Genomic DNA, 26,417 nt, shown 5'->3' on the forward strand with positions numbered 1-26,417 from the left:
TCAAGGTCGAGGGACGAACGATTAATGCAATGGCGATCGACTTTCCTGACAACACGTTTGATATCATTTACGCCTCCAATCTGCTGCACCACATTCCCGATCCGCGTCTGACTCTCAAAGAAATGCACCGCGTTCTCAAGCCAGGGGGCAAAGCCTGTTTTTGGGACCCGCTCAAGCACAATCCCGTAATCAACGTCTATCGACGCATCGCCACCAAAGTCAGAACCGAGGACGAAACTCCCCTGGATATCGATCTGGTCAACTACATTCGATCGCTCTACTCTCAAACCAGCTATGACACTTTTTGGATTGCGACATTGTGGATTTTCTTGCAGTTCTATCTGATCGAGAAAGTCAATCCCAACGAGGAGCGCTACTGGAAAAAAATCATCGTCGAACAAAAGCGCCTGGAGAAAACCTATCTGAGATTAGAAAAGCTTGATCGCTCGCTCAAAAAGCTGCCCCTCGTCAAACGGTTTGCCTGGAATCTGGCCGTCGTCGCCACCAAATAAGCCACGGATCAGGGAAGTCACACACAAAATATCGGTAAAATCAATCCACCCCTGATTTGCTGCCGCTATGCGTCGAACTTCTCAATTTTGGCGATCGCTCTCCCTTTATGCGGTGTTGGGGGCGATCGCGCTGGTGATGCTCATTCCCCTGATCTGGCTGGTCAGTACGTCGCTCAAGTCTCCGAGTGAGAATATCTTTCAGTTTCCGCCTCGGTTGATTCCCAGTCAGCCGACGCTTGAGAATTTTGTGACGGTTTGGCAGAGTAATCCGTTTGGGCAATATTTGTTTAACAGTACGTTCGTCTCTGTGTTGACGGTGGTGTTAAATTTGCTGTTCTGTTCGCTGGCTGCTTATCCGTTGGCGAGATTAACGTTTCGAGGTCGAGAAGTTATCTTTAGTTTGATTGTTTCGACGATTTTGATTCCATTCCAAATTGTGATGATTCCCCTATATGTGTTGGCAGTACAGTTAGGGTTGAGAAATACATATCTGGGCGTGATCTTTCCAGCGATCGCTTCAGCATTTGGCATCTTTCTGCTTAGACAGGCCTTTCAGGGGGTGCCCAAAGAACTTGAAGAAGCGGCTCGAATGGATGGCTGCACCGAGTTGGGGATATGGTGGCATGTGATGATTCCCTCAATTCGTCCGGCTTTGGTGACGCTGGCAATCTTTGTCTTTATCGGTTCCTGGAGCGACTTTTTGTGGCCGTTGATCGTGCTGGATCGTCCCGAACTTTACACCCTGCCGTTGGGCGTTGCTAACCTGGCGGGAACCTTCACCCTCGATTGGCGACTAATTGCAGCCGGATCGGTGATCTCGATCGCCCCCATTCTTCTATTCTTTCTCGTCGCCCAACACTACATCGTCCCCACCGAATCAGGCAGCGGCGTAAAAGGCTAATCACGTTCTCATCGAGACTCTATGAACTCACCCATTCAACTCTTGCTGGCGATCGGTCTGATCGTGGCGGCGATCGCCCTTTCTATCTGGCAAAAACTCGGACTCGAAGGCAACTTGATTGTGGCAACAGGTCGCACGATCGCTCAACTCGTCGTGGTCGGCTACTTGATCGCGGTCGTGTTTGCGCTCAATAGTCCCTGGGCTGTTTTGGTGTTTTTGCTGGCGATGGGTGTAGTGGTCACGATCGTCACTCGCAATCGGATCAGCCAAAAAATTCCGCAGTTGGTGCCGTTAATCGGGGGGTCGCTGTTGGTGAGTGTGGCTCTGACAGTGGGATACGCCAACTTTTTGATTGTGCAGCCTGAAGTCTGGTATGCGCCCCAGGTGATTATTCCGCTAACTGGGATTATTTTGGGCAATGCAATGAATGGAGCGGCGATCGCGGGAGAACGACTCGTCAATACCTTAAATTCCAGCAAGCTAGAAATTGAGACTCACTTAAGTTTGGGAGCGACTCCTCAGCAAGCGGTTTCTCACTATCGTCGAGAGGCGATTCGATCGGGGGTGTTGCCTACGATTAATTCAATGGCGATCGTGGGCCTGGCAACGGTTCCCGATCTAATTTCTGGACAGTTACTGGGTGGCGCAGACCCGATTCAAGCGACAGGTTACCAGGTTCTCATTCTGTTCATGCTGGCGTTCTCAACCCTATTAACCACAGTTTTGATCACTCAAGGGCTATGTCGGCAATTTTTTAATCCGGCAGCGCAGTTGATTTTGTGGTGATTCTAGAATCATCCCTTTCTGAGGAGGAATAGATTAGACTTTCGTTGTGTGAGACATTGAATCTATCTAATTTCTTCAGCCGCCCTTGAACCCTCATCTCAGGCGTTCCATTCCATCCATTTTTAAAGGCATCGCTCTATTTACGCCCGGTGGAGATTTGGTGTACTGCATTGACCCCGGCAAACAAGGACGATGGCACCTGAACCTGTGTGCAGCACTTCAAGAAATTTTGGAACTATCAGAACCGCCTCACTTTCTGGTTCCTTGTTACACCGCGACCCTCGATCGCTGGTTTGACTCCAAATCTCAGCAGGTGAGAACCTTTGCCGAAGCCTATCCCGCTGTCTTTCGCTACCGAGCGTTATTGAACGCCGTCTTTGAATCAGAGCAGGTCAACTGGCAGGTTGCGCCCCTCCCCGAAGGATTGTGTGAGCCAGCCTTACTCGCTACTTATCGCCATCAGTTTCCTCAACTTTGGGAAAGTCACGATCTGGTTGTCCGGCTCGAAGGGCACCCCTCGACTCAGGTTGACCAAAGTCCTCACTCGGCTGGGTTGTTTCCACCGCCTTATACTCAGGGCTATGTTTTACGCTTGTTTGTGTCGGGCTACAGTCCCGCGACGCAGCGAATTCTCCAAAGCCTGCACCAATTGCTTGAAGAATCCCTCGGCTCTCCTTATACACTGAAGGTAATCGACATCTTCAGACATCCCGAACAGGCCGAAGCGGATCAGGTTTCGGCTACACCCACTTTGGTGAAGGTCTATCCTCGGCCAGTGCGGCGGATTGTGGGCGATTTGGATGATGTCGATCGCGTTCTCCGCATGTTGGGAGCGCCGGGAGAAGGGTGAAAGAAGGGATGAGGGATGAAAAGCGTGATTGAAGGGATTTTGGAGCGGGCGTTGGCGGGGAGTGATCTCTCGGTTGAGGAAGGGGTCACGCTCTTGAGGCAGACAGAGACGGGGGCGATCGAACAAATTCGTCAAACGGCCGATCGACTCAGACAGCAGCAATCTGGCGAAACTGTGACCTATGTGGTCAATCGAAATATTAATTTCACGAATATCTGTGAGCAACATTGCAGTTTTTGTGCGTTTCGGCGAGACAGTGGGGATGAGGGCGCATATTGGCTCGACTGGGCGCAGATTCTAGAGAAGGCGACGGATGGCGTGAGGCGAGGCGCGACAGAAATCTGTATGCAGGGCGGCTTAAATCCGCAGGCAACGCTGAATGGAGCCATGCTGCCTTATTACCTGAAACTGATCGAGACGATTAAGACCGAATTTCCCAACTTGCACCTTCATGCTTTCTCGCCTCAAGAAGTGCAGTTTATTGCGAGAGAAGATGGGTTGACTTACGCAGAGGTGATCGCAGCGCTCCGAGATGCAGGGGTTGGCTCAATGCCCGGAACGGCGGCCGAAGTTCTCGATGACCAGGTGCGAAAGGTGCTTTGCCCCGAAAAAATCAATAGCGAAACCTGGCTCGAAGTCGTCAGCACCACGCATCAGCAAGGGTTGCCCACTACCAGCACGATGCTTTCGGGACATATCGAAACCCCAGAGCAGCAGATTCGACACTTTGAACAACTGCGATCGCTCCAACAGTCTGCCAAATCTCACGGCTACACGGGCATTACCGAATTCATTCTGCTACCCTTTGTCGGTCAAGAAGCGCCCAAACCCCTGCGTCGTCGAGTCGGACGCGATCAGCCCGTTCTCTCAGATGCGCTGTTACTCACGGCCGTCGCCCGGATTTTTTTGGGTCACTGGATTCCCAACCATCAGCCAAGCTGGGTCAAACTGGGACTGCCAGGGGCGATCGAAGCGCTCAGATGGGGTTGTAACGATATCGGCGGCACTCTAATGGAAGAGCATATCACCACAATGGCAGGCGCAAAAGGCGGCACCTGTCTGGAAGTCGAAGAGTTGAAGGAAGCGATCGCCCGTCTCGATCGGCCTTCTCAACAACGGGATACGCTTTATCAGGCGATCGGTTGAATCTACCTTCCGGCAAAAGAAGTGGCTGTTGGATTATCGTTAGACGCTGCATATTTTGGGAATCATGGGGGTGAAATCACATAGTAGATCGCTCACTTTGCCCAATATGAGTTTGCCTGTCAACGCTAATCCTGGAAACTTGCGCCCAGTCGAAGTCCTTGAGGACGATACACATTTTCTTGTCCGTATCCATCCTGAAGATCGCGATCGTGCAAAAAAAATTGTCGGACGACAATGGGATGGAGATCGGAAAGCATGGGTTTATCCCAAAGATCAAATTACCTACGAAGCTTTAAAGGAAGAATTTCAGAGGGATGCCAACAGCTTTGATATCCGGCGACCAAAAACTCAACGTCCGATCGGCATTACGCCGCCTGACAAATCAGACGAGAGCGAGCTAGAAGATCAGCTTCTTGAAGAGATTCGTTCCCTCGGAAACGTTAGCGGCGGTCAAAGCAAAATTCTTGATGAACTAGAGCAAATTCAACGAATGCTGGGGTCTCTTGGTGATGTTGCAGCCAATCAGAGCCGTACGCTTAGCGAAGTGCGCGAGACTCAGGAACAGACTGCCAAAGCAGTAGAGAAGTTTGAGCTACCGATTCAACAAGTTGTTAGAACAGAGCCAGTAGAGATTTTTCCCGATAGTCTCGACCTAACTAAGCAGAAAGAAATTGAATTATTTGAAAAAGCAATTATCTTACTTGCTTGTCAGACAGCTAATGAGCAAAAGTCGTTTTGTGATTGGGTGAAAAATTACAAACCTCTTAGAGAGCCAGCAGATTTTGTCAATGAAACTCACGAATTTCTGAAAAAACAACTTTGCAAGATTGTTGAGGAGGATGATTGTCGTGCAAGTTTTTATACGCTTGTTAAGAGAATAAGGGACGAGCGACTAATTTACTTCGACAGAAACGACCCAGATCCAACCCCCATCGCAATTCTCTTCGCTCTGAATGATCATCGGAACCGCTACGGACATCCTTTTAATTTCAAGCAATCGGAGAAGTGGGGTAGGTCAATCCTCTATCTAATGAATCTCGCTTTGATTTGGTCAAAGGTTGTAATGGAGGCAGAAGACAGTGATGAATGAGAGCAGCCTCGTATGGGAATGTTATCGCTTACCTGGAGTCTCAAATCCAGATGGATGGAGGGAAGTGCTGGAGCGATGCCTTGAGAAGGCTAATTGTCCCTATCGCTTTGACATTCGTAATACCTCATTGCGAATCTGGAACCCTGCCGAACCAGAAATTCAAGTTCCAAAGTCAAACTACACCTGTCGCAATGGCTATGAGCTTCAAAGAGTGGCATTTGAGCAGCCCGGAGAGGATACCTTGGTTGGTATTACGCTCACCCGTCTAGTCTTCGATCCTGCTTCGAGATTCCCAACTTTCTTCTCAACCGATGAGCTTTTCTCTAAAGGTAGTTATCCTGAAGTTCTACGTCATCAGCCCATGATTGGCGGAATAGAACGGCTAATTGAATTTTTGAATCAATCACTTAGTGGGAAGCAACTTCAGCGCCACGTCAATTACAAAGTGGAACAGCACGCCGAAAACGTTTGCTACCACTTCGGTGATCGCTCTTACTCCCTGGCTCAAATTGTACAGAAGCCAGGACTGTCTAGAAATTTGCTGGGTGCAGTGAGATCTAATAAAGCTGCTGTGTCTGCCTCTGTACAACTTGGTGTTCTCTCGAATAGTGTTCGTGAATCTGATAAAGCAATACGTATCGGCAAAGAGATAGTAAATGTCCTGCGCGAATGGGGCTGTAATGCCTTCCTTAAAGATTTGAGAAATGGTGATGGAGTCGAAGCTTTTCTGGCTGACTCCTCACAAGGACAACCTGTCGTTTTAGTGCCCCTTGAAGGCAGAAAAGGCGATCGTCCTCCCGATGCAGCTATTGATTGGCTAAAGTATCTCGACTCTGAGAAAGCAGCTTTCCAACTCTGTTCAGTCTCATCCAATCCTCTCTATTCAAGGCACGGACTCGCAATCTCCATCCTTGCAAAGGCTGACGGAAGTCTCTTCATCACAGAACCTAATGGTTTTCCAGACTTTTGCGATAGCTGGTTTGTCGGGCTTGACCTCGGCCGAGGTGGACTTAATCAAGGAAAGGTTGTGGTGATCACACTGAGTGGTGCGGACGGAATTTTACAGGCTTACTGGCGAGCAAAAAAGGGTGAAGACGAAACCCTATCCCCAGAAATACTGCATGAAGGCTTGTCATGGATTGCTTCCAAGGCTGAAGAATTGAAACCAGATCGCCATCTCTACCTTATTCGTGATGGACGCAGACCATACAACGAGTCGCTAAACTCCTACACCGCAGCTTTGCTAAATCACAATTTCACACTCGTTGAATACTCAAAATCTGGCTCTCCCTTAATTCACTGCTCTCCCTTTGAACCCGAATCGGGTACAACAATCTTGCCAGGTGAATCAGACTTTACGGCCCTATATCCCTGCACCTCGCCACAGAGTGGCATACTAACAACACCAGTGAAATTTCGCACACCAATTAATCCTAACGGGTATAGTTCGTCAGAGTTAGCTTTACTACTTACTGCTCTCTGCCACTCCGCCACACTTTCTTATCAACCTAGTCGCCTTCCTGCTCCACTTCAATGGGCGAATGGTCTTGCTCGTCTTTCCTACACAGATTTACAGTTCTCTGGTTGGTCGCATAGAGCATCAAAACTCGTCAAACTCTCGGCACCTTAGTTGGGTGAATTGAACGAGGAGTAGCAGCCAGTGCGAAAGTACGACCCCTTGCGGGTAACTCGAAGAGATCGCCCTCCCCCACCGAGAAAACGATTGCCTCTCATCAATCAACTTGCTGTCTCAGGAGTCGCAATCATCGTCATTTCTACCTTGTCTTCTGCGTGGCTCTCGACCTTGACTTGAAGACCAGGGCCAAAGAAAGTCGTCAATTTAGCTTGCTTTTCTTGCCAAGTCTCAAACGGAATCAACGGCGAATCAAACTCCAAAACCAGCGCATACGCCCCATCCAGGCTCTCTTCCCGAATCCCCTTCAAAACAGGACGCTCCTGATCAGTCGGACTCAAGCCCAAATGACCCAGTGCCAGATCCAAATGCGCCTCCTGCCCATAGCGAAACCGAGTCACATCCTTAAAAATTTGCTTTTGGGTAGGCGTGGCCTGCTGAGTTTGTAGCGCCTTGACCTCTGGAGAAGTCGGCTTAGTGACCGGAACTGGCTCCAACTCAGAAGCCTTGAGCGCCAAACCTCCCAGCAACAAAGGAATGCCGTAGAAAAAACCCGCAAGATTGAGGGTAGCATAGTCCAAAAAGTAGGCGGTAAAGCCCACGATCGTAATCACACCCCCGACCGACAAGCCCAAAACTGCTAGAGAAATTCGACGTAGCATGATAATTTTCTGAATTTAGAACGCTCTCAGATTTAATTATCCCTGTTTCTGAGACCAGTATTGGAAACGGGAGGAGCGATCGCCCAAATTTTCCAAATTTTGCGTAATCAGCTTTTGATTATCCTTGGATTCGGGATTGAGCGGCAACGATCGCCTAATTTTCACAATCGTGTATCAAAAATGACTATGATGGACGAAGAGTGTTCGGTATGATCTTTGACTCATCTCTAGACTGGAGCTTTCCCCCGTGTTGAATAACGAAGGTCATCGAGTTTCCCAAAAAGGTTCGGTGTCTGATCAAATTACATCACTCAGAAAAGAGGACGAAACACTGTATAACATCCTGGCTGTAGACGTTTGGGCGTTGGCCAAGACGATGGAAGAGTTTCACCCTGGCTTTTGGGCAGCCTTTATGAAAAATCGAGAGAAGGCACTCAAACGCTTTATCGGTGAAGTGGTCAAAACCAAACCCTCTGATATTCGCCGCCCTCCCTTCTTGAGATGAAGATCTGAACGGGGCATTTTCAAACGGGACTCTATTCTCTACTTCAGCACTAGAACCTTCTAAAATCAAAGTCCCCCAAAATTGGGGGATTTAGGGGGCGAAAGGATTGATAACCCTCACAGAGTCATCCAATTAGCTCAAACTTCTTCACTTCCAAAACAGGGCCAATCATCGCGATCGTCATTACATCCTCCCGAATGTCTCCCTCAACCTTCACCTTTAGACCCGCCTTTTGAATGTCCTTGGGTGGCTTGTGCAGTTCGTAAGTTTGCCCTTCTTCAGCATCGATCGCCCAGGTGCCTGTACCAAATCCTTTGCGATCGATGGTGCCTTTGATGGTGATGCTCATGAAAATCTCTCCGCTGGTTTACTGGCAAGACGGGCTAATCCAAAACATAACAGAGCATTGACGACCAGAAACAGACGAGCGATCAGCCCATCTCCCAGCCACAGCAATTGAGGATCGATCGCCGCACTCACCGCAAGACAAGCAGAAACGCCCAACGTGGAGCCGATCGCAAACCATTTCCACTGAGCATGACCCAAGAGCAAAACCACCAGACCTAAAGGAATCAGCACACTCGCGGTAATCGGGTTCAACACACCACTACCCTGAACTGCGCTCCCCAACTCCGGCAGAGAGCTACCGAGAATCCGCATCGGAAATTGAGGCGCATCGAACAGGTAAAAGCCTTTGAGAAAGAACAGCCCCGAACTCCCAGCCACCAGCCCACTCGCCATCGACCAACTCCAGGTAAACGGAAAGTAGTTTCTCAAAAAGAACGCCAGCAGATAAGACCCCAACATCATGAGAACTTTGGGCCCTAGCGCGATCACGCCGCCATCGATCCAAAACCGAGGGTTGAGATAGCCATTGTCCCGCAGCCACCGGAAGAAATCGTTGAAGGTAATTTTGCCTTTGAGGGCCAGCTTCACCGCCGCCGCCGCGTCTAACTTGCCTGCTCCAAAGTGGTTTAATTCATCATCCTGTACCTTTCTGGCTGACTGAATTAGAACCTCTGCAACCTCATCTGCATCTTTGACTCCGGCTGCTTTGACCAGAGCCGCAACGCCAGCGACGTGAGGAGCCGCCATGCTCGTCCCTTGATAAGCCGCAAAGATAGATTCTCCGGTAGAAGGGTCGATCGTATTCTGCAAAATTCCACCCGCTTCATTCTCCCCAGCCGTGGAGCCACCCGGAGCAGAAATATTCACCCCTGCGCCAAAGTTAGAATAGGGAGCTTTTTGTCCTGATGCATCCAGCGCAGCTACGCCGATCACATGAGGATAGCGGGCTGGATAAGAGGCAGAATTTTGAGCAGCATTGCCAGCCGCCCCAATGATCACCACGCCCTTTTTGTGGGCATAGTCGATTGCTTCCTGCATCACCAAACTTTCTCCGCCACCGCCCAAACTCATGTTGACCACATCAGCCCCATGATCGGCCGCAAACCTGATCGCTTCGGCAATGTCTGCAACCGTCCCGCCGCCTCCCGCACTCAAAACTTTTAGTGGCATCAACGTCGCTTCGTAAGCAATTCCCGCAACGCCAAATCCATTGTTGGTCGATTGAGCGATCGTGCCTGCAACGTGGGTTCCATGCCCATTGTCATCGCTGGCATCCGTTTGGTCGTTGACAAAATCGTATCCGTCCGCAAACCTGGTCTCCTTGAGATCGGGCACTTGAGAAATGCCAGTATCAATCACCGCAACCGTCGCCCCACTGCCCTTGGTTTCTTGCCAACTGGTTTCAACTCCCAGGCTGTGCAAATTCCACTGTTGGCTGTAGAGCGGATCGTTAGGTGCCTGAGTGGTCGGTTGAATCGGTTGAAAATTTTTGCCGACTTTCTCAAAGTTTTTCGGCTCAGGAATGCTGTAGACGTAATCTGGCTCAATATATTCAGTGTACTTGGCAACTTTAGAGCGCTTTAGAGCATTGAGCAGCTTCTGGTCGCCCTTGACCGTGTAGAGGTGATCAGCTTCTGAGAATTGACTATTCAGACTGGGCTGAACGTTGAACTGTTGAGTGATCGCCTGGATCTGATTTTCGATCTGCGCTGACCCCACTTCTTCTCGAAAGTCCAGAACGATCCGATCGTAGGTTCCTTGTGCAGCCAATCCTTGAAACGTGGCGATCGACCAACCCAATCCCACAAAAAACGACAAGCCCAAAATGAGTAGCTTTCTCATGACACCTATCTGTGGTCGTGTTTGATCAAAGATAGCTCAGAGGAGAGAGTTTTGAGTTAAGAGGTTAGATAAATCGAGGGATGCAGAGGGGACGATCGCACAGTTCTTCACAATCTCGATAGGATGAAGGACGACCTCCCACTCAAGATTTTTATGGAACGTGGACTTCTCTGGTTGCCCTTGCTTGCTTTATTTATCGGATTGGCTTGGGCAGGGCGCACCGAGTATCAGAAAGTAGAGGCCTATCGGATCTGGGCCGACAAATTTCAGCGGGCTAAATATGATCTCTATGCAGTGTTGGGGCAAAATGGCAGCGACTTGACTTGGGGAAAGCCGACTCGACAAGAACCCGCTGATCTGAAAACGTTTTCTCTCAAAGATGTTCAGGAAATTTACTTGCGGGTAGATGGACAGTTAATCGATGTGAACATCCCGCCCCAAAAAGGAAAAGCGATCGCTCTAGAATTCGTTCTAGCTGAAGGCAACTCTATTCAAGTGCCCTTTACTCAAATCAGTCTGGCGGCAAAGTGGGGACAAGTCCTGTCTAAAGATTTGCAAGCGCTGCAATCGTGAGCTTTCGATCGAAATGATTCTTTATCTAGTCTAAGTTCAATATTCGCAGCTTTGCCTACAACCCTGTCCATACTAAGCGAGTAATTCTCATATCGCGATCGTTGGAGGCTCACTGCTGTGAATACAATTCCCCTAAAAACTCTCTTCGTTGTCCGTGATCCTCCGTATCCCCCTGTGAGCGGTTTGTCACTTCGCATCTGGCAAAACATCAATATTATGGTCAATCTAGGAGCTGTGGCCGTGTTTACTGCTTGCCGATGGGAACCGAAGCAAAACTCTTTGCCAAAAGTAGATGTCTGGGAACACTACAATGTTGAGCGCCCTCGATCACCCCTTGAACAACTTCAGCGCAAAGTCTGGTGGCTTCGTCCCAAAGGTCATCCCAACGCCGATTGGGTTTATGCTGATGCGGCTGGACAACAATTCGACGAACTGCTGACTCGCTTTCAGCCAAATCTCGTGATTTTTGAGGAGATCTGGATGTATCGATACCTTCCGATTGTTGAGCGACACAACTGTCGGACAATTCTGGTCGAACACAACGTTGAAGCGCCCCTCTTCACCGAAAAATTTCAGGAAAAAGCAGACCTGCGAACTCAACTTAAGGTAAAGCGGCAATTGCCTCAGATCAAAGCGATCGAGCAAGACTTTTGCCGTCGAGTCAATCAGGTATGGGCTTGTAGTCAGCGAGACGCAGATCTGCTGCAATCTTTGTATCGGGAGATCGCTGAGACCAAAATTGTACCCAATGGTGTCGATGTTGAATTTTATGCAGCGGCGCGATCGGGCGAGTTAGAGATTCCAAAAACGCTAAACGATGTACCGCAAAGCATCTTGTTTTTAGGGCAGTTGTCCTACCCGCCTAATGTGGCTGCGGTTGATTGGCTACTAGATTCAATTTATCCAGAAGTTCAGAAGATTTATCCAGATTGCTGCCTACTGCTAGTTGGCCATCGACCTACCGAACGAATGCAGGAAGCGGCAAAGCAAAATCCAAATATCATTGTCACGGGCAAAGTTCCTGATGTGCGTCCTTATCTCGGTGCAGCCAGCCTGATGGTGGTGCCGTTGCGGCAGGGCGGGGGTACTCGTTTAAAGATTTTGGAGGCGTTTGCGGCAGGATGTCCCGTCGTCAGTACTCGCAAAGGGGCAGAAGGCTTAGACGCGATCGCCAATCAACACCTGCTGATCGCTGACGATCCAGAAAGTATGGTAGCGGCGATTGATCAACTTTGGTCAAATCCTGAACTGGGTCAACAGTTAGCACAGTCCGCCTACGAATTAGTGCGAGATCAGTATTCTTGGGAAGCGATCGGGCAACGAGTTGAAATGGCCATTAAGCAGCTTCAATTGGGGTAGCATGATGGACTTCTAGAACAGAAGTAACAGAAGTCTTTGAGGAGAAGGCAAGAGACTAACCTTGTCGGACTCTCACCTTCCTTGTTCTAATCGTCGCCGCCAACCATGAGTTTTTGCAGAGACTCCAACCCCTTTTTGACGCGCCGAGAAACCGTTACAGCACTGATTCCCAATCGTTCAGCCGTTTCTTTTTGCGTCAAATCGTAAAGGAAAACAAACTCTAAAATCTGCTGAGTTCGCTTTTCTAGCTGCACAAGCGCCTGTTGTAGACGAATTTGATCTTCTTGAGCAAGTTGAAAGCTTCGATACTGATGGTCTGGCACCATGTCACCTAGCGAAGCGGTGCCGTTTTCTTCATCTCCAACCGGAGCGTCTAAACTAAGCAGCGATCGATTCTGGCAAGCTAATTTAATTTCCTGCCACTCTGGTAGAGAGATCTCTAAAGCATTAGCCACCTCAGCATCCGTTGGGTTGCGGCGCAGTTTTCCATGTAGGTCACGTGCGACCCAGACTGCTTGGCGTTGAAGCGCCTGCCAGCGACGAGGAATGCGAACCGAAGGACTTTTGTCACGTAGATAATGTTGAATTTCACCCCGAATGTAGGGAATGGCGAAAGAACTAAAGGCGTGACCCTTCGACATATCAAAACGCTCGATCGCTCTAATCAACCCAATACAGCCAACTTGCAGCAAGTCTTCATAACTCTCGGTGCATTGGTGAATCCAATGATGAGCTTCTTTTCTAACCAATCCAAAATTAAGCTCGACCAGTTGGTTACGAGTCTGAGAAGACGGCGACTTCTGAAACTCCCGTAATAGCTGTAAGCTTTCACTCCTCAATTCACTTGTGACTAGGTTCGACATGACGAAGATTCAGTTGGTAGAGCAGATTACTAAACGTGCTGACTCAGTTCTGAGATTTATTCAAAAACTGCTGTGATCCCAAGCATTACTTTCAGAAGGCTACAGGAATTTAGAAAAAATTAAAAGATCTATCCTGGTGAAGTGGCGAATTTTTTCAACTTTAATCCAACAAACAGGCAGGTGATTTCTAACGCCAGCTAACTTCGTTCGTTAAGTAACAAATCAAACTTATTCTCTAGATTAATTACTTACAACTGAATTTCTACTGAAACTATTTTTAGGCGGTCTTTAAATCTTGCTACATCTTTTGAGTGAAGAAATTGATTCTTGAATTGACTAACCAGTTTAACTTTTAGGAGAGAATCGTGAGATGAATTTTTGATGAAAAAAGCTTGCAAAAAAAGGGGCGCGATCGCCCCCCTTCGTTTTTCCTTCTAGCTTAAAGCAAGCTGTTAAAGATCCGCTGGTGCAACCCGTGCGTAGAACAGTCCTCGAATCTTCACATCGCTGGCAGCCTTAGACCCCATATCTGTGTCAGAGGGCTGTTCACTTTCAAACGTTCCAGCAATTTCGCCCGTAGAGCTGTCAATTTTAGCAACGCTCAGAGCAATCTTGCCTTTGTCTAGCTGAAACTGCTTGACGTTCTCCTTTCTCAGTTCTTCAGCGTCAGCTTGAGAAGGCAGGCCAACCGCATTGTCGTATCCTGTGGTCAAACCACGACCTTTGGGATCTAAGAAGTTAGAAGTCCGATAAGAAGGAACCTCAAACTCCCCTACGAGGTCAGTCGAAGTCGTAATGCTGCTTTGACCAGGCTGACTGTTGGCAACCAATCTTTTGATGGTAAACAAGAAAGGAACCCGCTCTCCGCCGGGGAGTTGAACGGTAATCGCCTGAAAGTCAAGGCCATCTTCTTCCTTAAAGGTCAAACTGCCATCTGAATTCAGCTTTAGGCTGCCAGACACCGCATCGATCGACGAGGTGTAGCGAGTCATCACCTTAGTTGGAACAAATTCAGCTTCTTTACGCTTGTTTGCCGATTCTTCTTTCACAAAGAAACTAGTGGGCTGTAAGCACAGACTTGTAAGGCTGTAGGACTTGCTGCTGTCAAGCGCGATCGCTCCCCGCGAAGTTTCTTCTAGCTGAGGGCAGCTATTGGCTAGACCAGTCCCTCTGATTTGGTCGTAGGTCAGGGCTTCAGTGCTGGCGGCCGGGGCCTCACTGCAAGCGGTTAATACACTCAGGCACAGTGCCAAAAGTGTGACGAGTAAAGCGCGATACCTCATGGTCAACCTCAAAGTAGTCAGTGTAAAAATCCTGTTATCACAATTCGGGGCTAGTCGCTGATCAGCACTGCTACCAGAACTCAGTGAACTGCTGCCAGGTCGCATCGAAATTACTATAAGCTCTGGATTAGCTCAGGCAGAACCTCTCATAGCATTTTACAGACTTTAGTAAACTTTTTAATAATCCAGAAACGACTGGAGATGAGTTTGCAGAAAATCGGCAAGATTTGCAGGAACTTAGGGACGATTCAGCAAACAAACGAACCACACCTGATTAAGCTGTTAAGTGTTTGTAACGCCACACCAGATTGGCAAAATATTTTTAGAGGTAAGACTAAATGGAACGGGATCAGGCGTTTGAGTCACAGGTGCCTTCTGAGCTTCAGCAAGTTACCAGCCAAATTAGAGAATTGGCCCAGATGGCCCAAGGGGATAGCCTGGAGCTTTTGGCGCTGTTAAGAGTGCTGGAAGGGTTACACCGAGAAATCTGTGAGGGGCTGTTTCAAGAATCTCTGCCCAACAATCGTCGAGCGCTCTATTCACTTCTCAAGGATATCGAAGCTCAGGGCGGCTGGCCGTACATTCACCGCATGAGACTGCACGCTTTTTTGAACAATGTGCTCCAGGAAGAGGAGTCGGATGGACAGGCGGAGGGCGATCGAGAATCTGAGACAAATTCTTAACTTACCTTAACAAGGCGGTTCACTCTCTCATAAACATTTCCATCAAAAAGCGCTGAAGAACTCAAGTCTCCAGCGCTCCTTAAAACAGCCTTGGTCAGTGAGACGAGAATTAATCGTTCGGCTGACGACTTGCCGTTTGGATGTAAAGAATCAGCAGAAAAACACTCGGCACCAGGACGAATAGAATGCTTGCGATAAATCCCAAATCGTTGACTTGCATAAACTCTATCCCTATCTAAATCTCGGCAGTGACACCTCTTAGAATAACACTAAGGCTTGGTTTTAACGCTCACAGCGCCGTGTACGGTTGCCTGACAAGCCAGTCGATAGGTTTCGGGCTTTTTCTCGAGTTTTCGGGCCTCAAAGTCTGTGCGAGGCGAGAGGTTTTCTAGACCTTCGACCACCTCAACAACGCAGGTGCCACACTGACCATAGCCACCACAGTTAACCAGCTTGCCCTTAAAGGTGTAGAGATCAATACCATGCTCGATCGCCTTGATTCGCAGATTTGCGCCATCCGCTGCCATGACTTCTTTGTTCTCTTTTATGAACTGAATGCTGGCGGATTTAAACGTTGATTTGACAGGCTCTGAAGCCTCCTCAGCGATAGCGGGCTGAATCTCATCCACGGATTGGAGATCCTGATCTGTTGGCTGCATAGCTTTAACCTTTTGGAAGAGTATGGTGTGTAAACCGAGTAAAGAAGCTGCTATTTAAGTTGTAACTTATTGTTGACAAAGATGAACAAATATTAAGAAGCTGAGGTTCAATTCCCATCCACGGTTCAGAGATTTCTAATCTGCTTGCAATAGGCTCTAACACTGGTTACACTTCTTTATACACTTTCATTTTTACGATCGCCTTGTCAAATGATTCATGCTCTTCTGATAAGAGGGGCTGAGGGCGTGAATTACAAGTTAGAAGTCGCCCTAAACTCTGGTAAATTTACCAGTAACTGGCACTTTAACAAAATGCTGAAAGAAGCGTTGCAGTAGACACAATTTAGAGGAGGAGCGTAGTCAATGGGACTACCCTGGTATCGAGTCCATACCGTCTTGATTAATGATCCGGGACGGTTGATCGCAACTCACCTGATGCACACCGCTCTGGTTGCAGGCTGGGCGGGTTCGATGGCGCTGTACGAACTAGCGATCTTTGATCCTAGCGACCCAGTGCTCAACCCCATGTGGCGGCAAGGCATGTTCGTGTTGCCCTTCATGGCGCGTCTAGGCGTGACTTCTTCTTGGGGCGGCTGGAGCATCACAGGTGAGACGGCGGTTGATCCTGGCTTTTGGTCGTTTGAAGGCGTTGCGATCGCTCACATTGTGCTGTCAGGTCTGCTGTTTTTAGCAGCTTGCTGGCACTGGGTTTATTGGGATTTAGAACTATTTAGAGATCCCCGCACAGGCGAACCCGCTTTGGATTTGCCCAAAATGTTTGGGATTCACTTGTTTTTGTCTGGGTTACTTTGCTTTGGGTTTGGGGCATTTCACCTAACTGGGCTATTTGGCCCTGGGATGTGGGTGTCTGATCCTTTTGGTTTAACTGGAAGCATTCAGCCCGTTGCGCCTGAATGGGGGCCGGCCGGCTTTAATCCATTCAATCCTGGCGGTGTTGTGGCTCACCATATCGCAGCGGGGATTGTCGGCATCATTGCAGGTCTGTTCCACCTCAGCGTGCGTCCTCCTGAGCGACTCTACAAAGCGCTGAGAATGGGGAACATCGAAACGGTGCTGTCGAGCAGTATTGCTGCGGTGTTCTTTGCTGCATTTATTGTAGCGGGCACCATGTGGTACGGAAATGCGACGACTCCGATCGAACTGTTTGGGCCAACCCGTTATCAATGGGATAGTGGCTACTTTAGACAGGAGATCAATCGGCGCGTTCAAACCCAAGTTGCGGACGGCGTAAGCGAAGAAACTGCCTGGCAAGGGATTCCTGACAAGCTGGCGTTTTATGACTATGTGGGTAACAGCCCTGCCAAGGGAGGATTGTTCCGTACAGGTCAGATGAACAAAGGCGACGGGATTGCTCAATCCTGGTTAGGTCACCCCATCTTCAAAGACAGCGAAGGCAGAGAGCTTTTTGTGCGTCGCTTGCCTAACTTCTTTGAGAACTTCCCGATCGTCTTAACGGACGCAGACGGCGTAGTTCGGGCTGATATTCCGTTCCGTAAGGCTGAATCAAAGTACAGCTTTGAGCAAGCTGGTGTGACCGCGACCTTCTACGGAGGCGCTTTAAATGGTCAAACCTTCTCTGACCCCGCAGTCGTGAAGCGCTATGCACGGGCTTCTCAATTGGGCGAACCCTTCCAATTCGATCGTGAAACCTTGAACTCTGATGGGGTTTTCCGCACCAGTCCTAGAGGATGGTTTACCTTTGGACATGCGGTCTTTGCTTTATTGTTCTTCTTTGGGCACATCTGGCACGGTTCTCGCACCATCTTCCGGGATGTGTTTGCTGGGATTGACCCCGACCTTGCCGAAGAACAAGTCGAGTGGGGCTTCTTCCAGAAGTTGGGAGACAAATCTACTCGCCGACAAGAGCAAATTTAGGTTTGTGAAAGAGACAGGTTTGGTCAGGATATGAGTTTCATGAACGGCCAAGCCTGTTTTCTGTCCAGTATTAACCATTAAATAGGTAGCCAGGAGCTTCGATTATGGAAAGCGTTGCTTACATTTTGATTATTGCCCTCGCGATCGGCGTTTTGTTCTTTGCGATCGCCTTTCGGGAGCCGCCTCGCATTGGTAAATAACTGAGTTTGTTTCATTTGCACTGCCTGTCTAGCGTCTGAAATCTTGGCTAGGCAGGTCTTTTTTTGCTTAAAGTCAAAAGGGCGGATTAACGTTTCTGCTCAACCTGATTTAGGATAATTCCAATACTGCGCCGATTTGAGTTGGTTGTGACTATCCCTTCATCTCGCGAAAAAGACCCTTCAGGGCAATCTTCATCTTCACGGTTTGTCATTCGTGCTGTCCAGCCGCAAGATCTGGCTGAGATTTCGGGCATTCTGGCAGAAAGCTTTCATTTGCAGCCTGACTTTATGCGCTGGTTGATCCCAATCATGAGAATGGGAATCTATGAAGACTTGCGGAATCGGCTAAAGTCGGCTCCTTCCCATTACCTCTGCCTGGTTGCTCTCGATTGCGCTAGTGAAGGACAGGAGGGCTATCACGTTGGCACGGTGGAGATTGGTCTACGCTCTGCAAATCCGTGGCAGCCGCGCACGTCTCAATATGCTTACTTATCAAATCTGGCAGTGCATCCAGAGAGTCGGCGTAAGGGAGTGGCTCGACAGCTATTGGCGGCCTGCGATCGCGCAGTTTTAGCATGGGGATTTCAAGACATTTATCTGCATGTTCTTGAAAATAATCACCAGGCGCGACAGCTTTATTTTAAAAGTGACTACCGGGTAGAAGACGCTGATCCAAGCTGGAGCTTTTGGTGGTTTGGTCAGCCGCGAAGACTCTTCCTGCATAAGAATTTACGAGATCGCAAGCTGCTATGACTGTGAGTTTAAATGGGCTTACGATCATGATTTCTCAGAATTTACATCTAGCTTCATGAAGCCTTTGCTGGGGATTTCTCAAACGCCCTGCACAATCTTCATCCCTACTTCAAAGTTATTGCTTCTCAAAATCTCCTGATCTGGGGTCACTACCCTAGAATGTAGTGGCAAGGCTCAAGTTGCGATTACACAGTAAGTTCCTCCGTCATTTAAGCTTAACTAAGGAGTCAGTAAAAGTACGGGAATGCAATCTGGTTTCTAGTACGGTTTCTGAAGGAATTTTGATAGCCTATAGTGCTCCTGGGTGTGCGCGTCCAACAAACCAAGTTGGGTTGAGATAGGTTGTAAGTTGTCCGATCACTTGCCCCCCTGTGGGTAACTCGAAGAGATCGCAGTGCTGGATAGATTTTTGCTCCTCTATGTGACATAGCCGTGTCAATAGCTCTCAAGGCTTCTAGCGGTATGAAAAACGAGAGCCTGAACTGTTATCAGGACGTTATTGAACAGTCGAGCGTGTCTGATATTTCTTTGAACCAGCTAAAGAGTGGAAAATTGCTGATAGTCAATAGCCGTAGGCGAAACGGGCTAATTATCTATAAGCGATTTCATGCTGAGTTTGCGGGGCCAGGCGCAGCGGTTGGCAGCTTTTTTGATTTAGATTGTGAAGGAATTTTGCCCGTGGGGGATCTGTCACTGGTTGACCCCAGAGAGCAGGACGATCGACAAAAAGCTTATCTAATTCGGCGGCAATGGATCAAGCTAACCCAGCAGTTGACCGATAACCCGGCACCGCTGCAACGCGCCCAGATGATTTTGAATCAGTTTGAGAACTATTTTGGCGCAGAAACGACGGCTCAACTTCCAGACGAAGCTTTTGCGCTACTCGTCGGAGTATTACCTCACACAATCTATGCCGCGCGCCATAGTCCTAGCAGTTTGGATGAGGATAAAACGAGAAATTAGTAACCCAGGGCGGCAAAACGATCGAGTGTTCTTTGGTTTTCTAAAGGCGTTCCAACTGTGATTCGCAATCCGCCGCCTGTATGCCGAATTAGGGTGCCTTGAGCCTTGAGAGTTTGGCAAATTGCTGCCATTTGAGCAGAATCTCCGGTCTCTTTGAGACGCAGATAGACAAAGTTAGCGTCACTATTCCAGATCTGAAGGTATGGATGTTGGGAAAGCGCTTGACTGAGACGAGTTCGTTCTGCAAGAATCAGCGGAATCGTAGAGAGGAGCGTTTGCCGATGAGCGATCGCCACCGACGCCGCCGCTTGCGAAAAACCGGGCAGATTGTAAGGCAGACGAACTTTTTCCAGGGCTGCAATCAGATCAGGATGCGCGATCGCATATCCAACTCGATGCGCCGCTAGCCGAAACGCCTTTGAAAAGGTTCTCAAAATCACCCAATTTGGACGCTGTGACAACTCACTCGCTACCGTAGTCTGACTAAATTCAAAATAAGCTTCGTCAACCACAACGAGAATACTTTGCGGTAGGCTCCGTAGCCAGTCCAATTCTGTCTCTGTGAGCGCGTTTCCAGTAGGCGAGTTGGGATGGACGACAAAAACTACGCGAATGGGAGGAGTTGAGGAAGCAGTTCCTTTGGAATTGAGTGCCTTGCTAACCGCCTCCTCAGCCGCCGTCAAGTCCATTGCAAAGGTTTGGGTACGTCCGATTGTCGTGACCGCAATTCCCAACGTCCGCGCCAAAATTCCATACATTGAAAACGTGGGATCAGCGACTAAAATCGACCCTTCGCCCCTCAGACAGGTGGCAATCAACAGAGAGCGAATCAACTCATCGGAACCATTGCCGATCGAAATGTTCTCCCAAGTCACAGCGCTGCTAGACTCATTGACATATTCTGCGATCGCGTCTTTCAGTCCCTCATAGCCACCATCGGGATAGCGGTTATTTTCAATTTGTTGATACATCCAGCCGAGTTTTTGTTTTAACTCATCGGGTAAATCAAACGGACTCTCATTTACATCCAAGCGATCGAGGGCTTCGGGCAGGTGAGCATCGCCTGTATGTTGAGTGTAGGCAGCAAGTTGGGAGAGATCAGATCGAATGAACTCAAGCATGGGAAGAAAAAATTTGAGTGATGAGTTTTAATTGGCTGAACAGCCTGCCAGAATTTTGAGTCTAACAGCGACTTGCTTGAATTAAAACCCAACACTCAAAACATCAAGCCGGGTAGATTCGCAGCCGACGGTTGGGTTCTTCTCCAAAGCTGCGCGAGTTTAGGTGATAGTGTTCGACTAGCTCATGCTGCATCTTGCGAACGATTCCCGAGCGCGGCAACAGTTCGACCGGCTGACCTTTGGGAATCACAATCTGCTCAACCGCCAGTCTGGCCTCTTCTAAGGCCTCGATTTCATCTTCACTATCTCCCCGCGCCAACAGATTGAGTTCTGCTTCATCAGGAAGGGCCGGGTCGTCCATGTTTAACAAGCGTCGCAGCGAGTGGGCGATTTGAGGAATGCTGCTAGCTTTGAGCGTGTGAATGGGAACTTGACGCGATTTTGCCAGGTGGCGCAGCTTTGAGTGGTTTTTGACGTGCGATCGCAGAGCCAGAACCGCATCCGCATTGTCGATATCTTTGGTGAGGACGATCGGCAAGTTCAGCGTCCGAATCACCTGATCCAACTGATGACGACTGACCCCATAAGGATAGATATGCAGCGGCAATTCTTCACCGTTAGGGCCGGGAATATAAACGCCTTCCTCAGACTGCATCTCAGCCAGATCAGTTCTCTGATAGTCAACCTGATTGAGAGAAGCATTCAGCAGTTGCTCAAAGGTTTGCTGCTCGGCGGTGGGAGTTGCGATCGGTTTTAGCTTGCCCGATGATCGCCAGCCGCGTCCTTGAATCGGAGGCGTAAAAAACCCTTCCTGCGGATTGGGCGCTAACGAAAGCGGATTGTTGCGAACGCCATTTTTTGATCGAGCCGCAGGCACTTCTGGAACGGTAGGCAACTCATGAGTAACCGTGACGCTGCCGTCTGGGTTCACCGTTCTGACTTCTGGTGTGGGCTGTCTGCCTCGGAGAATGCTATCGATCGTCTCCGCAACATGTTCATGCACTACCCATTTTTGCCGCTCGGTCATTTCGACTGCGATATCAAAGGTGGGCGGGGCTTTGCGTTCCAAAACACTTTTTTGACTGCCGCGCCGTCTCGCTTCTTCGTCTCCCAACGTCACGGATTGAATGCCGCCAATGAGATCCGAGAGGGTCGGGTTCTTAACCAGATTATCGAGACGATTGCCGTGGGCCGTACCGACAAGTTGAACGCCTCGTTCTGCGATCGTTCTGGCGGCCAGCGCTTCTAATTCAGTGCCGATCTCGTCGATCACAATCACTTCAGGCATGTGGTTTTCAACCGCTTCGATCATCACCTGATGCTGAAGTTCAGGACGCGACACTTGCATTCTACGGGCACGACCGATCGCTGGATGGGGCACATCGCCATCGCCCGCAATTTCGTTAGACGTGTCAATGATTACCACTCGCTTTTCTAACTCGTCAGCCAGAACGCGGGCAATTTCTCTCAGGGCAGTAGTTTTGCCCACTCCAGGACGACCCAACATGAGAATTGATCGCCCACTTTCCACCAGATCACGAATCATGCCGATCGTGCCAAACACGGCTCGACCCACCCGACAGGTCAGACCAATCACTTCGCCGCGCCGATTGCGGATAGCGCTGATTCTATGTAAAGTTCGCTCAATGCCCGCGCGATTGTCTCCACCAAAATCTCCAACTCTGGCAATGCTTTCATTTAGATCGCCCTGAGAGATCAGCGTTTCAGACAAATATTCTGCCTTGCCAGGAAATCGAGCTTCGGGGCGACGACCGAGATCCATCACAACTTCTACCAGGCTGTCTCGCTGAGGATGGTGGTCTAGTTGCTCACGAATCTGATCCGGCAGAATGCTTAAAAGCTTTTCAAGATCGTCAGTTTGCATGGTTTCCGCAAAGGGGCTTTTAGAGGGGTCTGTGAGAGCGGGTGACGGATACCCGTTGGCAGACGGTGAGGCGTGATCCAAAGATTCAGAACTGACCGTATCGGAGGAGTGTAAGTTGCGATGATTCACCATGACAGTATGTGAAACAGCTTGAGAAAGAGAACAGCAAAACAGCCTGTGAGTTAGCGTAAGGAATTTTTGCCGTGAATAGATGTATCGTGAAGCACTTGAATGATTAAGAAGGGATCATTTTTTTTGAACAGACGATTTGAGCGGGGAAATCAAGGTGTGCGCTAACTCAACGGCTTGCCAGAGAAGGTCAGGAGTCGCTTCGAGCCGGGTAGCCGATCGCATCCGTGTAAAACCCTCACGGTCGATCGCAGAAGCAGTTCCCAAAACTCCGCTGTGTTGACGAACGCTGGCAAAATCTACTTGAGCAGTTTCCATGACTTCGAGTTGGTTGAGAACGGGTAGTAACAGGCTCCGCGCATAGCTTCCGTAGGCAATCCCTGAAATCTTTCTTAGTACAATTGTACCATTTTTATCTGGCGATCGCTCTAAAGTTTTCAGCTTAGGAACCGTGTGAGCATTCGTGCCGCCCGCCAGTTGCACATATCCCGGCAGATTGGCAGCAAGAACTTTTTGACCCAGTTTGATGCAGGCTCGCGTCGCCCCATCTCCAATATCGCCACTCATCGGCCGACCGTCTGTTTGCCAAATTAGCGCACAGGGCAAAGGCGCAATGACTTCATGCAAGGCCCACAAATAATCAATCAAACCCTCCCCATCCGGGCAGCTAATTGCTAGAAGCTTGAGATGATGAATCTGGGGAGAAATTGCTTTCCACAGTCGTTTGAAATCTTCTAACCGTCCAATCTGAGTATGAATCTCGATCGCATCCACACCCGCCTGCAAAATCAGAGGCGAAATGACTTCCGGAGTGTAGACGTACGATCGGGCAGAAATATTTTGAATCGGACAAATGGGAATACAGCGACCACAGCCATAACAAAGCGCATCGACCACACCGGAGAACTGGTTTTGAAAGACGATCGCCTCAGCCGGACAAACGGTTTCACAGGGTTTTGGGCAATCATTCAGACAATTCGCCACTTGAAACTCTGCTTTCCTGAAGTGCGGGTCTTCGCCATCATTTAGGCTCACCATCAGCCAGGGTGAGTTTCCTGCCGCAAAGCCTTTTTGTTTCGCCATTTCAGCAAGATCGCCTGCGACTGCCAGTGCTTCTCGCGCAGTCGAAATGATTGCAGGGTCAGCCGCGACATCAATACAGTCAGCCCCCGCAAGGGCATATGCCAGCGTCAGACTCCGAATGGCTGGAAGGTGTTGGAAACTCGCTCCACAAATGAGCTTAAACCAGTGACCTTCGCTTAGAGATCGTAAGGGGTGTAGGAGATCAGTCACCCCTTTATGCTAATGCGCGAATTTGAAAATTACGACCCGATCGCCAAAATTTCTTACTACAGAATGATCCCACCCTTTCTTTGACCGTTGAATGTGTCGTGAAAAGGTGGGATTTTGAAGTGAGATATTCTGATTCAGGCGTGGACTTAAGCGGCGATCTCTTCGAGTTACCCGCAAGGGGTCGTATCTTTGAGCGGTGCCCAACGGAAGTAACGTTCTCCGCCCACTTCGATCACAATTTTGAGGCGAGGCTCGATCGTCGGCAAATTCGCCAAATATTCAAGTTCCTGATTGGAGAGAATGTGTCCCTCAATGATCCACAAGAGCAGCCCTTTGGATTTGGCAGGTAGGTTATCAATCTGAGTGCTGACGACCGGGGGAATGAAATATCTTTCTCCAACCGCTGCCCCAGACCCAGAACTCTTCTTGCCCAAATGAGGCGGACGCACGCCATGCACGCCAGTCAGATACATTGCCACATCGCCCAATCCTCTCGCTGTAATGCTGAGCGAACTGTAGCCTGATGCGCGAATTCTCCGCCGATAGCGCCCTTCAAACCCACCTTCTAGGGGAACGTAGGCTGCGATCGCGCCAAATTTCTCTAAATCCTTAATCAGTTGACCGCCCGTTGTAATCAGTGGCATAACCGTTATTCCTCAGTTTTGTGCAGCTTCTAACAAAAATAGTAGTTCTGAATAGTGACATTCTACTGTTCACGGAGTCTCGGTATTGATTGAAAACTTTTATGCGAACGATTGGAGCGATCGGCTTCAGAGTTGGTCGGGTAAGTCGCTGATGGATTTATCGATAGATTTCAACAACCGATCCAACGCTTTCATCTGCTTGACAGTGAAGGTCGGAACATTCTTACCCAACTCCCATCGACTCACAGTTTGCAGCGAAATACCAAGCTCACGAGCCAAATCTTCCTGACTCATCTCCAATTCTTCTCTGAGTTTTCTTAGGGCTGACTCCTCCCCTTCGGGTCTAGGATTCGGTCTTTTTGGCATAGCAATGTTCAGACACGTCGCATAAGCAGAGTCTTGACAAATAAACAACTTGCTTAAACAATGTGTTTAGTGAGTGATTGCCAGCCTGAAACCCTGGAAAAGTAAGAGGCTGGCTTTGACTCCGTTATTCATTGGAGATGAGTTCTATTATGAGCTATCGTGACCGCCTGAAGTATTGGGCGCTTGTTCGTTTGTTGCCGACACAGAACTGGGCTGTGGTCGATCGTTTTTACAGCTACTCAGATGCAGACGGACATTTTCAGTTTCTCCGCCGCACAATGCCCGATGTGGAATTCAAAATCGTCTTTGAGGTAATGGAGGATTAAGAATTAGCGAGCCAATTCAATTTCAATTTGATTTTTTCGGAAACTCTAACTTTCTGTCTGTAGAGCATATTAGACTTGTTGGGTAATAAGAACGGTTTTCCCGACAACAGGATTGCTCCTATCTCCTAGCAAGTTATGCAGCATCCAAATAGAAGTTCCATAAGCCTGCTGCTACCAACATCAAGCGATCATCGCAATCAGGCACACGATTCCTATAAGTTGCTGACACAGAGTTATATCGCTTGATGCCTGCATGGGCATGTTCACAGGCGACTCGTTGTGCACTAAATTCTTGATTTTCCAGTTTCTGCTGTTCGCTCAACTCCTTCCCTTTTGACCTTTTATGAGGCAGGTGAATGTTGACAAACTCGTTTTGTAATCCCTGAAACCCTAAATCTCCTTCCACTGGAACTTCATCGGGGATATTGCCCACCAGATCTGCTTCATCCAATTGTCGTTTGTCATGGATTTTGCCCGGTCTGGCTTTGCTCAGGATGATCACCCGCTTTTTTCGAGTGCTGCCCGTGATGTGCTTGCGGGTATGCCGCTTCTTTTTACCGGAGTAATGCTCCTTCTGCTTGTCTTTGTCTTTGGGACGTTGCACCGGACGTTCAGTCCCATCGAAAATCACCTCCTTGACCTCAGGAAAGCGTTCCACAAACTCTGCCATGCTCCGTAACTGTCGTACTGGTAACACCTGTTTGTAGCCCAAGCTGGTCTCCAAAATCGGCAACAGTCGGTGCACCCAGTCCCAAGCACAGGAGCGCTCAAAGTTAAACAGCACACTCAGTAAATCGAAGGTGGGATAGCATTTGCAGTACAGCAAGATGTAAAACAGTTTCTCTGCCATGCTTCTCAAAGTTGCCTTGCGTCCTCCTCCGGGGGCACGCTGGCGTTCTCTTGCTGGTTTTACCAGGCTTTGCTCATAAGCTTGGCTAAAACTGGGCAACAGTTCCTCGAAGGCTTTGAGAGTTAGCCCTGTCATCGCTCTCATCAAGCGGTCTTGGTTGAGAATGTGTTCCAGATTTAGCATTACTACGGCACCTTGCAACTGCTCAATATTATCTCCTATTTCCCAACAGGTCTATTAGCTGACTGCCTGACAAATCTTTTCTAATTGAGGGTAGAACCAGGTTTACAAACAAT

Annotated in this window: 29 protein-coding genes; 16 read left to right on the forward strand and 13 right to left on the reverse strand. The window is 48.9% G+C overall.

Going from position 1 to position 26,417, the window contains the following annotated elements:
- From ACJ2PR_RS27225 to ACJ2PR_RS27255, 7 genes are all read left to right on the forward strand, one after another.
- Positions 1-512 (forward strand): class I SAM-dependent methyltransferase (locus ACJ2PR_RS27225; RefSeq protein ID WP_446879322.1); only part of this gene is annotated, 512 nt, incomplete at its 5' end.
- Positions 513-579: 67 nt separating this feature from the next.
- Complete coding sequence (locus tag ACJ2PR_RS27230) at positions 580-1,413, forward strand: carbohydrate ABC transporter permease (protein ID WP_446879323.1); 834 nt, start codon at positions 580-582, stop codon at positions 1,411-1,413.
- 21 nt (positions 1,414-1,434) lie between these two features.
- A complete protein-coding gene (locus ACJ2PR_RS27235) occupies positions 1,435-2,199 on the forward strand; it encodes an ABC transporter permease (RefSeq protein ID WP_446879324.1) in 765 nt (254 codons plus the stop codon).
- 85 nt (positions 2,200-2,284) lie between these two features.
- Positions 2,285-3,049, forward strand: coding sequence for a circadian clock KaiB family protein (locus ACJ2PR_RS27240; protein WP_446879325.1), 765 nt, complete (start codon positions 2,285-2,287; stop codon positions 3,047-3,049).
- Positions 3,050-3,064: 15 nt separating this feature from the next.
- Positions 3,065-4,195 carry a 7,8-didemethyl-8-hydroxy-5-deazariboflavin synthase subunit CofH gene (gene cofH / locus ACJ2PR_RS27245; RefSeq protein ID WP_446879326.1) on the forward strand — a complete coding sequence of 377 codons (1,131 nt, stop codon included), beginning with the start codon at positions 3,065-3,067 and terminating at the stop codon, positions 4,193-4,195.
- Between the two features lie 106 nt (positions 4,196-4,301).
- Positions 4,302-5,285 carry a hypothetical protein gene (locus ACJ2PR_RS27250; RefSeq protein ID WP_446879328.1) on the forward strand — a complete coding sequence of 328 codons (984 nt, stop codon included), beginning with the start codon at positions 4,302-4,304 and terminating at the stop codon, positions 5,283-5,285.
- 211 nt (positions 5,286-5,496) lie between these two features.
- Positions 5,497-6,915: a hypothetical protein gene (locus ACJ2PR_RS27255; RefSeq protein WP_446879329.1), complete on the forward strand. Its 1,419-nt coding sequence runs from the start codon at positions 5,497-5,499 to the stop codon at positions 6,913-6,915.
- Between the two features lie 107 nt (positions 6,916-7,022).
- Here the strand turns inward: ACJ2PR_RS27255 and ACJ2PR_RS27260 are convergent, their stop codons facing one another.
- Positions 7,023-7,580, reverse strand: coding sequence for a DUF2854 domain-containing protein (locus ACJ2PR_RS27260; RefSeq protein WP_446879330.1), 558 nt, complete (start codon positions 7,578-7,580; stop codon positions 7,023-7,025).
- Between the two features lie 247 nt (positions 7,581-7,827).
- Here ACJ2PR_RS27260 and ACJ2PR_RS27265 point away from each other — a divergent pair, with 247 nt between their 5' ends.
- On the forward strand, positions 7,828-8,085 hold the full coding sequence (locus tag ACJ2PR_RS27265) for a hypothetical protein (protein ID WP_446879331.1): 258 nt from the start codon (positions 7,828-7,830) through the stop codon (positions 8,083-8,085).
- Between the two features lie 124 nt (positions 8,086-8,209).
- On the opposite strand, the gene ACJ2PR_RS27270 is transcribed toward ACJ2PR_RS27265, so the two are convergent.
- Together ACJ2PR_RS27270 and ACJ2PR_RS27275 are read right to left on the reverse strand one after the other, a co-directional pair.
- Positions 8,210-8,434 carry a hypothetical protein gene (locus tag ACJ2PR_RS27270; RefSeq protein WP_446879332.1) on the reverse strand — a complete coding sequence of 75 codons (225 nt, stop codon included), beginning with the start codon at positions 8,432-8,434 and terminating at the stop codon, positions 8,210-8,212.
- Positions 8,431-10,275: a S8 family peptidase gene (locus ACJ2PR_RS27275; RefSeq protein ID WP_446879333.1), complete on the reverse strand. Its 1,845-nt coding sequence runs from the start codon at positions 10,273-10,275 to the stop codon at positions 8,431-8,433. Before ACJ2PR_RS27275 ends, ACJ2PR_RS27270 begins: the two co-directional genes overlap by 4 nt.
- Positions 10,276-10,428: 153 nt before the next feature.
- On the opposite strand from ACJ2PR_RS27275, the gene ACJ2PR_RS27280 reads away from it, so the two are divergent.
- Together ACJ2PR_RS27280 and ACJ2PR_RS27285 are read left to right on the forward strand one after the other, a co-directional pair.
- Positions 10,429-10,848: a hypothetical protein gene (locus ACJ2PR_RS27280; RefSeq protein WP_446868356.1), complete on the forward strand. Its 420-nt coding sequence runs from the start codon at positions 10,429-10,431 to the stop codon at positions 10,846-10,848.
- 117 nt (positions 10,849-10,965) lie between these two features.
- Complete coding sequence (locus ACJ2PR_RS27285) at positions 10,966-12,207, forward strand: glycosyltransferase family 4 protein (protein ID WP_446868357.1); 1,242 nt, start codon at positions 10,966-10,968, stop codon at positions 12,205-12,207.
- An 86-nt stretch (positions 12,208-12,293) separates the two neighbouring features.
- Here the strand turns inward: ACJ2PR_RS27285 and ACJ2PR_RS27290 are convergent, their stop codons facing one another.
- Positions 12,294-13,070: an RNA polymerase sigma factor SigF gene (locus tag ACJ2PR_RS27290; protein WP_446859469.1), complete on the reverse strand. Its 777-nt coding sequence runs from the start codon at positions 13,068-13,070 to the stop codon at positions 12,294-12,296.
- Positions 13,071-13,522: 452 nt separating this feature from the next.
- On the reverse strand, positions 13,523-14,353 hold the full coding sequence (gene psbO, locus ACJ2PR_RS27295) for a photosystem II manganese-stabilizing polypeptide (RefSeq protein ID WP_446859470.1): 831 nt from the start codon (positions 14,351-14,353) through the stop codon (positions 13,523-13,525).
- Positions 14,354-14,691: 338 nt separating this feature from the next.
- Here psbO and ACJ2PR_RS27300 point away from each other — a divergent pair, with 338 nt between their 5' ends.
- The gene (locus ACJ2PR_RS27300; protein ID WP_446859471.1) at positions 14,692-15,036 is read left to right on the forward strand and encodes a hypothetical protein; all 345 of its coding nucleotides are present in this window, start codon (positions 14,692-14,694) and stop codon (positions 15,034-15,036) included.
- 109 nt (positions 15,037-15,145) lie between these two features.
- On the opposite strand, the gene psbM is transcribed toward ACJ2PR_RS27300, so the two are convergent.
- The gene (psbM, locus tag ACJ2PR_RS27305) at positions 15,146-15,256 is read right to left on the reverse strand and encodes a photosystem II reaction center protein PsbM (RefSeq protein WP_446859472.1); all 111 of its coding nucleotides are present in this window, start codon (positions 15,254-15,256) and stop codon (positions 15,146-15,148) included.
- 49 nt (positions 15,257-15,305) lie between these two features.
- Positions 15,306-15,695, reverse strand: a complete 390-nt coding sequence (locus ACJ2PR_RS27310; protein WP_446879334.1) for a 2Fe-2S iron-sulfur cluster-binding protein — start codon at positions 15,693-15,695, stop codon at positions 15,306-15,308.
- 363 nt (positions 15,696-16,058) lie between these two features.
- Between ACJ2PR_RS27310 and psbB the strand changes: the two genes are divergently transcribed.
- From psbB to ACJ2PR_RS27330, 4 genes are all read left to right on the forward strand, one after another.
- A complete protein-coding gene (gene psbB, locus ACJ2PR_RS27315) occupies positions 16,059-17,591 on the forward strand; it encodes a photosystem II chlorophyll-binding protein CP47 (RefSeq protein WP_446859474.1) in 1,533 nt (510 codons plus the stop codon).
- Between the two features lie 104 nt (positions 17,592-17,695).
- On the forward strand, positions 17,696-17,791 hold the full coding sequence (locus tag ACJ2PR_RS27320; protein WP_068816370.1) for a photosystem II reaction center protein T: 96 nt from the start codon (positions 17,696-17,698) through the stop codon (positions 17,789-17,791).
- Between the two features lie 147 nt (positions 17,792-17,938).
- On the forward strand, positions 17,939-18,544 hold the full coding sequence (locus ACJ2PR_RS27325) for a GNAT family N-acetyltransferase (protein ID WP_446859475.1): 606 nt from the start codon (positions 17,939-17,941) through the stop codon (positions 18,542-18,544).
- Between the two features lie 462 nt (positions 18,545-19,006).
- A complete protein-coding gene (locus ACJ2PR_RS27330) occupies positions 19,007-19,507 on the forward strand; it encodes a hypothetical protein (protein ID WP_446879336.1) in 501 nt (166 codons plus the stop codon).
- Here the strand turns inward: ACJ2PR_RS27330 and ACJ2PR_RS27335 are convergent.
- The 5 genes from ACJ2PR_RS27335 to ACJ2PR_RS27355 all read right to left on the reverse strand — a co-directional run bounded on the left by ACJ2PR_RS27335 (position 19,504) and on the right by ACJ2PR_RS27355 (position 24,945).
- Positions 19,504-20,628: a histidinol-phosphate transaminase gene (locus tag ACJ2PR_RS27335; RefSeq protein ID WP_446879337.1), complete on the reverse strand. Its 1,125-nt coding sequence runs from the start codon at positions 20,626-20,628 to the stop codon at positions 19,504-19,506. The genes ACJ2PR_RS27330 and ACJ2PR_RS27335 overlap by 4 nt on opposite strands.
- A gap of 103 nt (positions 20,629-20,731) precedes the next feature.
- Positions 20,732-22,645: a R3H domain-containing nucleic acid-binding protein gene (locus tag ACJ2PR_RS27340; protein WP_446868363.1), complete on the reverse strand. Its 1,914-nt coding sequence runs from the start codon at positions 22,643-22,645 to the stop codon at positions 20,732-20,734.
- A 114-nt stretch (positions 22,646-22,759) separates the two neighbouring features.
- Entirely contained in the window at positions 22,760-23,935 is a 1,176-nt protein-coding gene (ldpA, locus tag ACJ2PR_RS27345; RefSeq protein WP_446868364.1) for a circadian clock protein LdpA, read from the reverse strand.
- Positions 23,936-24,102: 167 nt separating this feature from the next.
- Positions 24,103-24,579: an NAD(P)H-quinone oxidoreductase subunit N gene (gene ndhN / locus ACJ2PR_RS27350; RefSeq protein WP_446868365.1), complete on the reverse strand. Its 477-nt coding sequence runs from the start codon at positions 24,577-24,579 to the stop codon at positions 24,103-24,105.
- Positions 24,580-24,705: 126 nt separating this feature from the next.
- The gene (locus ACJ2PR_RS27355) at positions 24,706-24,945 is read right to left on the reverse strand and encodes a helix-turn-helix transcriptional regulator (protein WP_446868366.1); all 240 of its coding nucleotides are present in this window, start codon (positions 24,943-24,945) and stop codon (positions 24,706-24,708) included.
- Positions 24,946-25,094: 149 nt separating this feature from the next.
- Here ACJ2PR_RS27355 and ACJ2PR_RS27360 point away from each other — a divergent pair, with 149 nt between their 5' ends.
- A complete protein-coding gene (locus tag ACJ2PR_RS27360; protein ID WP_446879338.1) occupies positions 25,095-25,271 on the forward strand; it encodes a hypothetical protein in 177 nt (58 codons plus the stop codon).
- 133 nt (positions 25,272-25,404) lie between these two features.
- On the opposite strand, the gene ACJ2PR_RS27365 is transcribed toward ACJ2PR_RS27360, so the two are convergent.
- Complete coding sequence (locus tag ACJ2PR_RS27365) at positions 25,405-26,304, reverse strand: transposase family protein (protein ID WP_446871951.1); 900 nt, start codon at positions 26,302-26,304, stop codon at positions 25,405-25,407.
- Positions 26,305-26,417 lie beyond the last annotated feature (113 nt).

The sequence above is a fragment of the Phormidesmis sp. 146-33 genome (assembly GCF_052939515.1).

Excerpts from the sequence above, each read along its gene's own strand:
- ACJ2PR_RS27270 (WP_446879332.1), bottom strand. The coding sequence starts at position 8,434 with ATGAGCATCACCATCAAAGGCACCATCGATCGCAAAGGATTTGGTACA.
- psbO (WP_446859470.1), bottom strand. The coding sequence starts at position 14,353 with ATGAGGTATCGCGCTTTACTCGTCACACTTTTGGCACTGTGCCTGAGT.
- ACJ2PR_RS27235 (WP_446879324.1), top strand. The coding sequence starts at position 1,435 with ATGAACTCACCCATTCAACTCTTGCTGGCGATCGGTCTGATCGTGGCG.
- psbB (WP_446859474.1), top strand. The coding sequence starts at position 16,059 with ATGGGACTACCCTGGTATCGAGTCCATACCGTCTTGATTAATGATCCG.
- ACJ2PR_RS27275 (WP_446879333.1), bottom strand. The coding sequence starts at position 10,275 with ATGAGAAAGCTACTCATTTTGGGCTTGTCGTTTTTTGTGGGATTGGGT.
- ACJ2PR_RS27340 (WP_446868363.1), bottom strand. The coding sequence starts at position 22,645 with ATGGTGAATCATCGCAACTTACACTCCTCCGATACGGTCAGTTCTGAA.
- ACJ2PR_RS27355 (WP_446868366.1), bottom strand. The coding sequence starts at position 24,945 with ATGCCAAAAAGACCGAATCCTAGACCCGAAGGGGAGGAGTCAGCCCTA.
- ACJ2PR_RS27360 (WP_446879338.1), top strand. The coding sequence starts at position 25,095 with ATGAGCTATCGTGACCGCCTGAAGTATTGGGCGCTTGTTCGTTTGTTG.
- cofH (WP_446879326.1), top strand. The coding sequence starts at position 3,065 with ATGAAAAGCGTGATTGAAGGGATTTTGGAGCGGGCGTTGGCGGGGAGT.
- ACJ2PR_RS27230 (WP_446879323.1), top strand. The coding sequence starts at position 580 with ATGCGTCGAACTTCTCAATTTTGGCGATCGCTCTCCCTTTATGCGGTG.
- ACJ2PR_RS27320 (WP_068816370.1), top strand. The coding sequence starts at position 17,696 with ATGGAAAGCGTTGCTTACATTTTGATTATTGCCCTCGCGATCGGCGTT.
- ACJ2PR_RS27290 (WP_446859469.1), bottom strand. The coding sequence starts at position 13,070 with ATGTCGAACCTAGTCACAAGTGAATTGAGGAGTGAAAGCTTACAGCTA.
- ACJ2PR_RS27365 (WP_446871951.1), bottom strand. The coding sequence starts at position 26,304 with ATGCTAAATCTGGAACACATTCTCAACCAAGACCGCTTGATGAGAGCG.
- ndhN (WP_446868365.1), bottom strand. The coding sequence starts at position 24,579 with ATGCCACTGATTACAACGGGCGGTCAACTGATTAAGGATTTAGAGAAA.
- ACJ2PR_RS27310 (WP_446879334.1), bottom strand. The coding sequence starts at position 15,695 with ATGCAGCCAACAGATCAGGATCTCCAATCCGTGGATGAGATTCAGCCC.
- ACJ2PR_RS27300 (WP_446859471.1), top strand. The coding sequence starts at position 14,692 with ATGGAACGGGATCAGGCGTTTGAGTCACAGGTGCCTTCTGAGCTTCAG.
- ACJ2PR_RS27260 (WP_446879330.1), bottom strand. The coding sequence starts at position 7,580 with ATGCTACGTCGAATTTCTCTAGCAGTTTTGGGCTTGTCGGTCGGGGGT.
- psbM (WP_446859472.1), bottom strand. The coding sequence starts at position 15,256 with ATGCAAGTCAACGATTTGGGATTTATCGCAAGCATTCTATTCGTCCTG.
- ACJ2PR_RS27250 (WP_446879328.1), top strand. The coding sequence starts at position 4,302 with ATGAGTTTGCCTGTCAACGCTAATCCTGGAAACTTGCGCCCAGTCGAA.
- ACJ2PR_RS27335 (WP_446879337.1), bottom strand. The coding sequence starts at position 20,628 with ATGCTTGAGTTCATTCGATCTGATCTCTCCCAACTTGCTGCCTACACT.
- ACJ2PR_RS27330 (WP_446879336.1), top strand. The coding sequence starts at position 19,007 with ATGAAAAACGAGAGCCTGAACTGTTATCAGGACGTTATTGAACAGTCG.
- ACJ2PR_RS27280 (WP_446868356.1), top strand. The coding sequence starts at position 10,429 with ATGGAACGTGGACTTCTCTGGTTGCCCTTGCTTGCTTTATTTATCGGA.